Annotated in this window: 11 protein-coding genes and 1 pseudogene; 7 read left to right on the forward strand and 5 right to left on the reverse strand. The window is 73.4% G+C overall.

Annotated elements, in window-relative coordinates:
• The first annotated feature begins 119 nt into the window (after positions 1–119).
• Positions 120–1580, forward strand: coding sequence for a menaquinone biosynthesis decarboxylase (locus tag H1A17_RS21755; protein ID WP_194822761.1), 1461 nt, complete (start codon positions 120–122; stop codon positions 1578–1580).
• Positions 1580–2491, forward strand: a complete 912-nt coding sequence (mqnP, locus tag H1A17_RS21760; protein WP_145917429.1) for a menaquinone biosynthesis prenyltransferase MqnP — start codon at positions 1580–1582, stop codon at positions 2489–2491. Before H1A17_RS21755 ends, mqnP begins: the two co-directional genes overlap by 1 nt.
• A 210-nt stretch (positions 2492–2701) precedes the next feature.
• On the opposite strand, the gene H1A17_RS21765 is transcribed toward mqnP, so the two are convergent.
• Positions 2702–3667, reverse strand: a complete 966-nt coding sequence (locus tag H1A17_RS21765) for a terpene synthase (RefSeq protein WP_194822762.1) — start codon at positions 3665–3667, stop codon at positions 2702–2704.
• A 203-nt stretch (positions 3668–3870) separates the two neighbouring features.
• On the opposite strand from H1A17_RS21765, the gene H1A17_RS21770 reads away from it, so the two are divergent.
• A complete protein-coding gene (locus H1A17_RS21770; protein WP_145917431.1) occupies positions 3871–4497 on the forward strand; it encodes a UbiX family flavin prenyltransferase in 627 nt (208 codons plus the stop codon).
• A 172-nt stretch (positions 4498–4669) separates the two neighbouring features.
• On the opposite strand, the gene H1A17_RS21775 is transcribed toward H1A17_RS21770, so the two are convergent.
• Complete coding sequence (locus H1A17_RS21775; RefSeq protein ID WP_145917432.1) at positions 4670–4936, reverse strand: BldC family transcriptional regulator; 267 nt, start codon at positions 4934–4936, stop codon at positions 4670–4672.
• A gap of 268 nt (positions 4937–5204) precedes the next feature.
• On the opposite strand from H1A17_RS21775, the gene H1A17_RS21780 reads away from it, so the two are divergent.
• From H1A17_RS21780 to H1A17_RS21790, 3 genes are all read left to right on the forward strand, one after another.
• Complete coding sequence (locus tag H1A17_RS21780; protein WP_088642067.1) at positions 5205–5663, forward strand: Lrp/AsnC family transcriptional regulator; 459 nt, start codon at positions 5205–5207, stop codon at positions 5661–5663.
• Between the two features lie 118 nt (positions 5664–5781).
• Positions 5782–5979, forward strand: a complete 198-nt coding sequence (locus tag H1A17_RS34655; RefSeq protein WP_228543997.1) for a hypothetical protein — start codon at positions 5782–5784, stop codon at positions 5977–5979.
• Positions 5980–6066: 87 nt separating this feature from the next.
• Positions 6067–7158, forward strand: coding sequence for a PLP-dependent cysteine synthase family protein (locus H1A17_RS21790; RefSeq protein WP_145917433.1), 1092 nt, complete (start codon positions 6067–6069; stop codon positions 7156–7158).
• A gap of 23 nt (positions 7159–7181) precedes the next feature.
• Here H1A17_RS21790 and H1A17_RS21795 read toward each other — a convergent pair whose 3' ends face one another.
• From H1A17_RS21795 to H1A17_RS34660, 3 genes are all read right to left on the reverse strand, one after another.
• Positions 7182–7802, reverse strand: coding sequence for a putative glycolipid-binding domain-containing protein (locus H1A17_RS21795; RefSeq protein WP_145917434.1), 621 nt, complete (start codon positions 7800–7802; stop codon positions 7182–7184).
• Positions 7803–7894: 92 nt separating this feature from the next.
• Positions 7895–9898 (reverse strand): DEAD/DEAH box helicase, encoded by a 2004-nt coding sequence (locus H1A17_RS21800; protein WP_145917435.1) that lies wholly within the window; start codon positions 9896–9898, stop codon positions 7895–7897.
• A 244-nt stretch (positions 9899–10142) separates the two neighbouring features.
• Positions 10143–10592: a hypothetical protein gene (locus tag H1A17_RS34660; RefSeq protein ID WP_228543998.1), complete on the reverse strand. Its 450-nt coding sequence runs from the start codon at positions 10590–10592 to the stop codon at positions 10143–10145.
• 130 nt (positions 10593–10722) lie between these two features.
• Here H1A17_RS34660 and H1A17_RS34665 point away from each other — a divergent pair.
• Positions 10723–10934 (forward strand): annotated as a pseudogene (locus tag H1A17_RS34665) (hypothetical protein); the annotation flags it as partial.

Here is a 10934-nt window from a genome sequence, read left to right on the forward strand (position 1 = left end):
TCGGCCGGAGAGACGCGTCTGCCCGCGCGGGGAGGCGTGCCGGCCCGGGTGGGGAGACGCACACCGCCCGGCCCCACCCAGCGTGGGCGGTGCCGGCAGCGGTGCGGGAGACTGGCCGTATGGCGGCTCGTGGCTTCCCGTACACCGATCTCAAGGACTTCCTCGCGGCGCTGGAGCGCGCGGGCGAGCTGCGGCGGGTGACCGTCCCGGTGGACCCCACGCTGGAGATCAGCGAGGTGGTCACCCGGACGGTCCGGGCCGGCGGGCCGGCGCTGCTGTTCGAGCGGCCCACCCGGGGCGAGATGCCGGTGGCGATCAACCTGTTCGGCACCGAGAAGCGGATGGCGATGGCGCTCGGCGTCGAGTCGCTGAACGAGATCGGCGACCGGATCGGTGCGTTGATCAAGCCGGAGCTGCCGGTGGGCTGGTCCGGCATCCGCGAGGGCCTGGGCAAGGTCATGCAGCTCAAGTCGGTGCCGCCGCGCAAGGTCAAGACCGCCCCCTGCCAGGAGGTGGTCTACTCCGGTGACGACGTCGACCTGAACCGGCTGCCCGGCCTCCAGGTCTGGCCGGGTGACGGCGGGATCTTCCACAACTACGGGCTGACCCACACCAAGCACCCGGAAACGGGCAAACGCAACCTGGGGCTCTACCGCCTCCAGCAGCACTCCCGCAACACGCTCGGCATGCACTGGCAGATCCACAAGGACTCCACCGCCCACCACGCGGTCGCCGAGCGGCTCGGCCAGCGGCTGCCCGTCGCCATCGCCATCGGCTGCGACCCGGTGGTCAGCTACGCCGCCTCCGCGCCGCTCCCCGGTGACATCGACGAATACCTGTTCGCCGGGTTCCTGCGCGGCGAACGGGTCGAGATGGTCGACTGCCTCACCGTCCCGTTGCAGGTGCCGGCGCACGCGCAGATCGTGCTGGAGGGCTACCTGGAACCTGGTGAGCGGCTGCCCGAGGGGCCGTTCGGCGACCACACCGGCTTCTACACCCCGGTCGAGCCGTTCCCGGTGCTGCACATCGAGACGATGACCATGCAGCGCAACCCCGTCTACCACTCGATCGTCACGTCCAAGCCGCCGCAGGAGGACCACGGCCTCGGCAAGGCCACCGAGCGGATCTTCCAACCGCTGCTCAAGCTGATGATCCCGGACATCGTCGACTACGACCTGCCGGCCGCCGGGGTGTTCCACAACTGCGCGATCGTGTCGATCCGCAAGCGCTACCCCAAGCACGCGCAGAAGGTGATGAACGCCATCTGGGGCGCGCACCTGATGTCGCTGACCAAGCTGATCGTGATCGTCGACTCCGACTGCGACGTGCACGACTACCACGAGGTCGCGTTCCGGGCCTTCGGCAACGTCGACTACGCCCGCGACCTGCTGCTCACCGAGGGCCCGGTGGACCACCTCGACCACTCGTCCTACCAGCAGTTCTGGGGCGGCAAGGTCGGCGTCGACGCGACCCGCAAGCTGCCCACCGAGGGCTACACCCGAGGCTGGCCGGAGGAGATGACCATGTCACCGGAGGTCACCTCCCTGGTCGACAAGCGCTGGAAGGAGTACGGGCTCTGATGGCCACCGCCGTCGCCCCGGCCGCCCGCCCCGGCCGGGTCAAGTCCTTCCTCAAGCTCGTCGCGATCGAGCACTCCGTCTTCGCGCTGCCGTTCGCGTACCTGTCGGCGTTGACCGCCATGCAGGTCAATGGCGGGCGGGTGCGCTGGGCAGACCTGCTGCTGATCACCGTGGCGATGGTCGGCGCACGGACGTTCGCCATGGCCGCCAACCGCATCCTCGACCGGAGGATCGACGCGCGGAACCCGCGTACCGCCGGGCGGGAACTGGTCACCGGGGCGGTGAGCGTGCGGACGGCCTGGACCGGCGCGGCCGTCGCCCTAGTGGTCTTCCTCGCCGCCGCCGCCCTGCTCAACCCGCTCTGCCTGGTGCTCGCCCCGCTCGCGGTGATCCCGCTGGTCGTCTACCCCTACGGCAAGCGGTTCACCGACTGGCCGCACGCCATCCTGGCGATCGCCCAGGCGGTCGGCCCGGTCGGCGCCTGGCTCGCGGTCACCGGCACCTTCACCGGCTCGGGGCCGGCCTGGCTGCTCGGCGCGGCCGTCGGGCTGTGGATCGGCGGCTTCGACCTGATCTACGCCTGCCAGGACGACGAGGTCGACCGGCGGATCGGGGTACGCAGCGTCCCCGCCCGCTACGGGCGGCGCTTCGCGCTGCACGCCTCCACCGTGGCGCACGTGGTGACGTTCGCGCTGTTCATCTGGTTCGGTGCGCTGGTCGGCTTCGGCTGGCCCTGGTGGATCGGGCTGGCCCTCACCGCGGTCGCGTTCGGCTACCAGCACGTGGTGGTCACCCCGACCGACCTGAGCCGGGTCAACCGGGCTTTCTTCACCGCCAACGGCTTCGTCGGCATCGCCCTGTTCGTCTTCGCCCTGCTCGACCTGGTGATCCGCCTCGACCTGCGCCCCTGATCCCGCCTCTTCCCTACTGCGCAATCCGGCGCTGCACTGTCCTGCACCCTGCTCTGTCCTGTGCTCGGCCCGCTGCCCCCGGTGGTCAAGAGCTTTGCGTCAGTTGATCAAGAGGTTTACGTCAAGTTTGATCTTCGAGTTGACGCAAACTTCTTGATCACCGGGGTGGGTTCTAGCGGGGTGGGGTGGGGTGGCTGGGGGTGGGGGCTGTCAGGGGTGGGGGTGGACGGGGTAGCGGGCGCTTTCCAGGGTCCAGTCGATGGTGCCGCGGACGGCGTTCGCGATGCCGTCGAGGTGGGCGGCGACGGAGTCGTCCAGCGCCGGGCCGAACGACGGGACGGCCGCGCGCTGCACCTGGAACCGGGTCATCGTGTCCCGCCAGCGCTCGGCGACCAGCTCGGCGGCCCGTTCCACCGGCACGGCCCGTTCGTCGGCCAGCGCCAGCACCAGGTTGTGCCCGCCCGAGGTGGTCCGGTCCCGTTCCATCGAGGCGAGGTCGTTGTACCAGGAGAGCAGGTCGTTGCCGAGTTCACCGATCCGGCGCAGCAGCGGATGGTGGTAGACCGCGTCCGGCAGCGCCCGGCCCCCGACGAACTCGATCAGCGGATACGACACGTACGCCGCCGAGGTGGCCCGGCGCAGCGTCACGTACTCGGCCACGCCGGGCGTCCGGCCGCTCTCCTTCGCCACCGCCTCCCGCCAGTTGCCGTCCAGGTGGTCGGCGACCGCGTCGGCGAACCGCAGCCGCCAGCGCGCCGGCATCCGGCGGCGGGGCATCCGCCACGCCTCGACCAGCAGCCGGCGCAGCGGCCCCCCGAATCCCGGGTGCCGCCGACGGGGCCCGTCGTGCAGCAGGGTCAGCGTCCCGCGGCGCAGCGCCCGGATCTGCTCCGAGGGCAGCCGGTCCGGCCCGTCGCAGGCGTCGTCGACCAGGAAGAACCAGGTGAAAAGGGCCGACACGGTACGCAGGTCCGGCTCGCTGGCGTCCGGGTAGAGACGGCCCGCGTACCGGGCGAAGCCGGCCCGGTCGAGCCGGTGCAGCGCCTCGGCGCCCAACGGCAGACCCAGTCGGGGCAGCAGCTCCAGCAACCACTCCTGCACCCCGTCGGCGTACGGGGAGAGCCGGGGCGGGATCGGGCACGCCGACCGTAACGACCAGAGGATCTCGTCGACCATTACCGATGTCTCCCCCGTACCGTGTGGATCATCCGTCCGCAGCATCGCAGGTCCAGCGCTGACGTGCCGTCCGGGCCTGCCGCCGGAGGCACGGACCACCGGTACGGCGACGGTGGGTCGACCGGCCGGTCCCGTACCGTGCCGACGGGGTCGATTGCGGGGGTGGGCGTCGCCGGTCGGCGTACACCAGGCAGGCTGGGCGTATGCGCGAACCATGGGTGGTGGGGGTTTCCGGGGCGTCCGGCACCCCCTACGCGGCGGCCGTCGTCCGGGGCCTGCTCGACGCCGGGCAGCCGGTGGACCTGATCGTGTCCCGGGCCGCCCGGCTGACCGTCCTGGACGAGACCGGCCGGCCGTTCCGGGACGGCCACTGGGCCGAGGACCTCGCCGGTTGGCTGGGCCGGGACCTCACCGGCGACGACGTGCGGCACTGGCCGGCCGGCGACATCGCCGCCGGCCCGAGCAGCGGCTCCTACCGGGTACGCGGCATGGCGGTCGTGCCGGCCAGCACGGCGGCCTGCGCCGGCATCGCCATCGGCCTGTCGAAGGACCTGCTGCAACGCGCCGCCGAGGTCAACCTCAAGGAACGACGCCCGGTGGTGCTGGTGCCCCGGGAGACCCCGGTGACCCGCAGCCACCTGGAACACCTGATCGCGCTGCACGACGCCGGCGCGGTGGTGCTGCCGGCCAGCCCCGGCTTCTACGGCGCGGGGGCGTCCGCGACCGCACAACAGCTGGTCGACTTCGTCGCCGGCAAGGTGCTGGACGCCCTGGGTGTGCCGCACACCCTGTTCCGCCGCTGGTCGGGCGAGTTGGCCGCCGAACGCTGACCGGCCCCCGACGACAGCCGACCGGTGGTCGGGGTCATGATCAGCCCACGCGGGCCGCTACCGGCGGGCCCTGGCGCAGGGCCCGGGCGGCGAACAGGCCGCGCCGCCGAAAGCCGTTCAATGGGCGACGGGCCGGCCTCGTCGGCCGGCCCGCGCGTCCGTCTCGCACCATTCAGTACATCCCGGCATTGGCCGGACCCGGCCCGGTCGAGGCGGCTGGGCCCATGTTGCGTGGCTTGCCCATGTCGTCCGCCTCGTCCAACATGCCCTCCCCTTCCAGCAGGGCCCGCACCTCGGATTCCCGAAACCGGCGATGCCCGCCTGGAGTCCGGATGCTGCCTATCCGGCCGGCCGCCGCCCACCGCGTCACAGTCTTCGGGTCCACCCGAAACAGTGCGGCGACCTCACCCGGTGTCAGCAGGCGATCTCCAGTGTCCACAGCCCCCTCCTCGCGTCGACGAAGCCCTCGGCTGAACACACTGCCCCCGGCCGGTGCGAGCCCAGAGCCGTCATGAGGGACGTATGGCAATTACAGCACCAGCGAACTGGCCTGTCCGCCAAACGCGAAAAAAGCACGGAGTGGGAAGTTAGTAAATGGTACCGGCGCGGGACTCCCTTGACCGTCGGTCTGCGAACTGTCACCTGCTGTCAGATCCAACGGATGCCGGTCGCCGGACGTTACGCCCCAACGGATAGGCTCACCCTCCGTGGACGCGATCGACCGGAGCCTCGTCGAACTACTGCGCGGTAACGCCCGCCTGTCGTACGCCGAGCTGGCCCGGCAGGTCGGCCTCTCCGCGCCGGCCGTGCACGAACGGGTCGGCAAGCTGGAGTCCAGCGGCGTCATCCGGGCCTACCGGGCCGAGGTCGAGCCGGAGGCGATCGGCCTCGGCGTGACCGCGCTCATCGGCATCGTCGAGGACTCCGGCGGGGACACCGACGACGTGCTGGAGACGTTCCGGCAGATGCCCGAGATCGAGTCCTGCTACTTCATGGCCGGCGTCGAATCCTTCCTGCTCAAGGCCCGGGTGGGCACCATCGCCGAGCTGGAACAGCTGATCGTGCGGCTGAGCCGTACCCCCGGGGTGGCCTCCACCCGCACCGGCATCGCCCTGTCGACCAAGTGGGAGAACCGGCCCCAGCCGATCGAGCCGCCGGCCTCCTGACCGGCCGACCGGGGCTGGCGCCGGCATCCCGGTCACCGGCACCCTCGCCGACCTGCGGACGGCCGGGCCGCGTGACGTACACGTCTCCTGCCTCTGCCCGGACGGCATCCGGACGCCGATGCTGCACGACCGGCTCGACGACGACGGCGCGGCGGCCTCCTTCGCCGGCACCCTGCTGCGCCCGGAACGGGTCGCGGCCCGGTCGCCCGGCTGGCCTGCCGCCCCCGGCCGGTGGTCAGCCTGCCGCGCTGGTAGGGCACCCAGGTACGCCTGCTGGACGCCTTCCCCCGGCTGGCGCTGGCCCTGCTCCCGGTGATCCGGGCGGCGGACCGGGCCGGGCAGCGCCGGCAACGACGCCGGGCCGGCCCGAACCCGAGCTGACCTCGCTTGTACCGTTGCCGACGTGACTCATCTCGACCGGTGCGACGAGGCCAGCCGGGTGTGGGTGACCGAGGCGATCGCCGCCGTGGAGGCCGACGCCAACCGGTCCGCCGACACCCACCTGCTGCCGTTCCCGCTGCCCCGGCAGTGGGGGATCGACCTCTACCTCAAGGACGAGTCGGTGCACCCCACCGGCTCCCTCAAGCACCGGCTGGCCCGCTCGCTGTTCCTCTACGGGCTCTGCAACGGCTGGATCGGGCCGGCGACCACGGTGATCGAGGCGTCCTCCGGCTCGACGGCGGTCTCCGAGGCGTACTTCGCCCGGATGCTCGGGCTACCGTTCGTCGCCGTGATGCCCGCCTCCACCTCACCCGAGAAGATCGCCCAGATCGAGTTCCACGGCGGGCGCTGCCACCTGGTCGACGACCCGGCCAAGGTCGTGGTCGAGGCGCGCTGGCTCGCCGAGGACAGCGGCGGGCACTTCATGGACCAGTTCACCTACGCCGAACGGGCCACCGACTGGCGGGGCAACAACAACATCGCCGAGTCGATCTACGCCCAGCTCTCGTTGGAACGGCACCCCGTGCCGGCCTGGATCGTGGTCGGCGCCGGCACCGGCGGCACCAGCGCCACCATCGGCCGGTACGCCCGCTACCAGCGGCTACCCACCAAACTCTGCGTGGTCGACCCGGAGAACTCGGCGTTCTACCCGGCCTGGCAGGCCGCCGACTGGTCGGTACGCACCGGCCGGGGCTCCCGGATCGAGGGGATCGGCCGACCCACCGTCGAGGCGTCCTTCCTCCCCTCGGTGGTCGACCGGATGACCCAGGTGCCCGACGCCGCGTCGCTGGCCGCCATGCGGGCCGGCTCGGCGGTGCTCGGCCGGCGGGTCGGCGGCTCCACCGGCACCAACCTGTGGGGGGCGTTCGGGCTGATCGCGGAACTGCTCGCCCAGGGGCGACCCGGCTCGGTGGTGACGCTGATCTGCGACGCCGGGGACCGGTACGCCGACACCTACTACGACGACGGCTGGGTGGCCGCGCAGGGCCTCGACCTCGCCCCGCACCTGGCCACCATCGACCGGTTCCTCACCACCGGGAGCTGGCCGGGCTGACCCGGCACGGCCCGGTTCCGCCGTCAGCCCAGGTCGGCCCGGTCGGCCAGCCCGGGGTAGTGCCGGACCAGCCCCTCGCCGTCCACCTCCAGCTCGGTGCGGAAGGTGTCGCTGGTGAACCCCACCCGACCCGGACCGAGCGCGGTGTAGACCTGCTCGCCGGCCACCACCTCCAGGCTGGGCACCAGCACCCACGCCACGGTGATCCGGTGCTCGGTGCTGGACACGGCCCCCGCCAGCCCCAGCCGACGGATCGGCAGGCTGTTGAACAGGGCCGAGCCGCCCAGGTCGACGTCGAGCGCCGGTTGCAGCCGGTCGGTGTCCTCGATGCCGGGCAAGCCGGCCGGTGGCTGCCCGGCCGCCCGCAGCGCCGCGTCCAGGTCACCCTGCTCGCCGGTACGCACCCGCCAGGCGTCCGCGCCGCGTTCCAGCCGTACGCTCCGCGACCAGCCGGCCCCCTCCACCTCCACGGCGAGCGAGGTGGTGGCCCCGTCCGCACCGGTCACCAGCCGGTAGCGGCAGGTGTAGGGGATCGGGTCGACCGACAGTTGGGTGCCGTGCGCGGTGAGTCCGGCCCCGTCGTCGAGGACGGCGTGCTCGGCCCCGGCGGTGTCGGTCCGGCTCCAGAAAAGTGACCTCGGCATGGTCCGGACGTTACGCCAGCAGGGCGTCCACGGCAGCGCATGCGGAAACGCCGCCCCGGAGCGGGTGCTCCGGGGCGGCGTCGGAAAACCGGTCAGTGGGTACGCGCCGGCGGCCGTCCGCCGAAGCCCCGCCGGTCGTCGCGCGGCCGGTCGTCGCGGACGCGTCCCTCGGTGCGGAACCCGCCCCGACGGTCGGCGCCACGCGGGTCACCGCCGCCGAACCGGCGCTCACCGGACCGCTGCTCGCCCCGGGCGTCCCGGTCACCGAAGCGCGGCTCGCTGCGCTCGCCGAAGCGCCGGTCACCGAAACCCCGGTCGCCGTAGCTCCGGTCCGTCCGGGGACGGTCGGCGTAGCCGCGCTCGCCACCCGGCCGGTCGCGGTGGCCCCCGCCGGTCCGGTCGCCGAAGCCCTGCCCGCCGCCGGCCCGCTCGCCGTGGCCGCCGGTGGTCCGGTCGCCGTAGCCGGCGGTGGGGCGGTCGCGGTAGCCCCGCTCGCCGCCGCTGCGGTCGCTGTGCTCGCGGTAGCCGCCGGTGCGCTCGCGGTAGCCCCGGTCGCCGCCCCCGGCCCGGTCGTCGTAGCCCCGGTCGCCGGTGGGGCGGTCGTCCCGGGCGGCGCGGTCACCGAACGGGCGGTCGCCGTAGCGGCGGTCCCCGGTCGGCCGGTCGCCGTAGCTCCGCTCCCGGGCCGGTCGCTCCGTGCCGTAGCTGCTACGTGGGCGTTCCCCGCCGTAGCCGCCGCGGCCGTCCCGGCTGCCGCCGTGGCCCCGGTCGCCGCCGTGGCCCCGGGCGTCCCGGTCGCCGAAGCGACGCGGACGGTCGCCGTGCCGACGCGGCTCGGGCTCCTCACGGACCGGGACACCGCTGGGCTCGCGGGCACCGGTCAGCTCGGCGAGCACCGCGTCGCCGGCCCGTACCCGGGTCTCGGCCGGCTCCACGCCGGCCTTCTCCAGCATCGCCAGCGTGGTCCGCCGCTGCTTGGGCAGCACCAACGTGGCCACCGCGCCGGACTCGCCGGCCCGCGCGGTACGGCCGGCCCGGTGCAGGTAGTCCTTCGGGTCCTTCGGCGGGTCGATGTGCAGGACCAGCGACACCCCGTCGACGTGGATGCCCCGGGCCGCCACGTCGGTGGCGACCAGCACGTCCATCCGTCCCTCACGGAACTCGGCGAGGGTCTTGGTACGCATCCGCTGGGTCTTGCCGCCGTGCAGCCCACCGGCCCGTACGCCCACCGCACCGAGCTGTTCCACCAGCCGGTCGACACCGAGCTGGGTACGGGCGAAGAGCATTGTCCGGCCGGACCGGGCCGCGATCGACGCCGCCACGGCGAACTTGTCGTGCGGCGGGATCAGCAGCAGGTGGTGGTCCATCGTGGACACCGACGCGGTCGACGGCGCGGTCGAGTGCGTCACCGGGTCGGTCATGAACCGCTTGACCAGTGCGTCGACGTCACCGTCCAGGGTGGCCGAGAACAGCAGCCGCTGGGCACCCGCCGGGGTCTTGGCGAGCAGTTCGGTGACCTCGGGAAGGAACCCCATGTCGGCCATCTGGTCGGCCTCGTCGAGGACGGTCACCTCGACGTCGTCCAGGACGCAGACACCCCGGCTGATCAGGTCGCCGAGCCGGCCCGGGGTGGCCACGACGATCTCGACGCCCCGCCGCAGCGCGTCGATCTGCCGGTCGTACGGCACGCCGCCGACGGCGGTCTTGAGGAAGATCCCGACGGCCTTGCCCAGCGGCAGCAGCGCGTCGTTGACCTGCATCGCCAGCTCGCGGGTGGGGACGAGGACCAGGGCGCGCGGGTGCAGCGGCCGGGCCCGGTTCAGCTCGGCCAGCCGGGCGACGATCGGTAGGCCGAAGGCGAGGGTCTTGCCGGAGCCGGTCTGGCCCCGGCCGAGGACGTCCCGGCCGGCGAGGGCGTCGGGCACGGTGGCCCGCTGGATCTCGAACGGGGTGGTGATGCCCTGCCGGGCGAGGGCGTCGACGAGCTGCCGGGGCAGCCCCAGGTCGGCGAAGCCGACGGGGGTGGCCGGGGCGACGTCGTCGGTCGGGAGGTCGTGGGCGGACGGACTGGTGCCGGGGTCAACGGAGGTGGTCAAGAAATGCCTTTCGAGCGGGGCGCATCTTCGCGATGGCCCGCCGCAGCATGGGTACGCCGCCGAATCGCCCGCAAGATCGCCCAGGGGCACGCCACGCGTGCCGGGTCAGTGATCCCGACAAGTGTACGGCGCTCCGGTGACGTCGCCAGGGGGCCCCGAGCCGGTAGTGGGCGGACTCACCCGTTCCGGGCATCCCCCACCCGCCCGGCGGTCCCCCTCCACCGGCATCGCCGTCGGGCCGGCCTCACTGGGACAGCATGCCGCCGACCAGCCCGTCCATCACGTCGTTGGCGAGCAGGACGACCAGCACGCTGATCGCCACCAGCAGCCCCAGCGAGGCGGCGAGCACGATCACCACCCGGGTGGTCCTGGATCGCGGGGCCGGCGTGTCGGACCAGCCCTGGGCCAGGATGTGCCCGGTCAGCGAGCCGGAGTTCTCCACCGGGTTGGCGGCCGGGAAGGCCACCGTGGCGTGCCCCGGGCCGTCGGTGCCGCCGTACCCGACGCTGGCCAGGTCCGGGCCGCCCCGGTAGGGCGTACCGGGGGAGGGGCGGGTGGCGTCGCCGGCCGTGCGGCGCGGCGCGGACCCGGATGCGGGCCAGCTGGGCAGCGCGGGGGCCGGCACCACCGGCAGCGCCGAGGTCGCGCCGTCACCCACCGGGTCGGGCACGACCGGCGTCCGGAACGTCGGCATGGCCGTACCGGCTGCCGCACTGCCGGTTCCCGCGCTGCCGGCATCCGTTCGGCCGGTACCCGCCGTGGCGGGAGGCACCGAGGTCGGCGGGGTGAATGCGGAGGTTGCCGGGGGTGCGGAGGTCGGCGGGGTGAACACGGAGGGAGGCGCGGAGGGTGCCGGGGGCGCGGAGGTCGGCGGGGTGAATGCGGACGGGGCCGGGGGTGCGGAGGCGGGCGGCCGGAAGACGGGGGAGGCCGGGGCCGGGGGCGCGGAAGCCGGGGGTGCCGAGGTGGATGGGGCGAGGGTGCCGCCGGTCGCGGGCGCGGTGACGGAGGCGCTGGCCCGGAAGGTCGTCGGGGT

The organism is Micromonospora sp. S-DT3-3-22, from assembly GCF_015354745.1.
In the GTDB taxonomy this organism is placed as follows: domain Bacteria; phylum Actinomycetota; class Actinomycetes; order Mycobacteriales; family Micromonosporaceae; genus Micromonospora; species Micromonospora wenchangensis.

Coding starts and splice junctions, on each gene's coding strand:
- H1A17_RS21755 (WP_194822761.1), top strand. CDS start 120: ATGGCGGCTCGTGGCTTCCCGTACACCGATCTCAAGGACTTCCTCGCG.
- mqnP (WP_145917429.1), top strand. CDS start 1,580: ATGGCCACCGCCGTCGCCCCGGCCGCCCGCCCCGGCCGGGTCAAGTCC.
- H1A17_RS21765 (WP_194822762.1), bottom strand. CDS start 3,667: ATGGTCGACGAGATCCTCTGGTCGTTACGGTCGGCGTGCCCGATCCCG.
- H1A17_RS21770 (WP_145917431.1), top strand. CDS start 3,871: ATGCGCGAACCATGGGTGGTGGGGGTTTCCGGGGCGTCCGGCACCCCC.
- H1A17_RS34655 (WP_228543997.1), top strand. CDS start 5,782: ATGCTGCACGACCGGCTCGACGACGACGGCGCGGCGGCCTCCTTCGCC.
- H1A17_RS21795 (WP_145917434.1), bottom strand. CDS start 7,802: ATGCCGAGGTCACTTTTCTGGAGCCGGACCGACACCGCCGGGGCCGAG.
- H1A17_RS34660 (WP_228543998.1), bottom strand. CDS start 10,592: ATGCCGACGTTCCGGACGCCGGTCGTGCCCGACCCGGTGGGTGACGGC.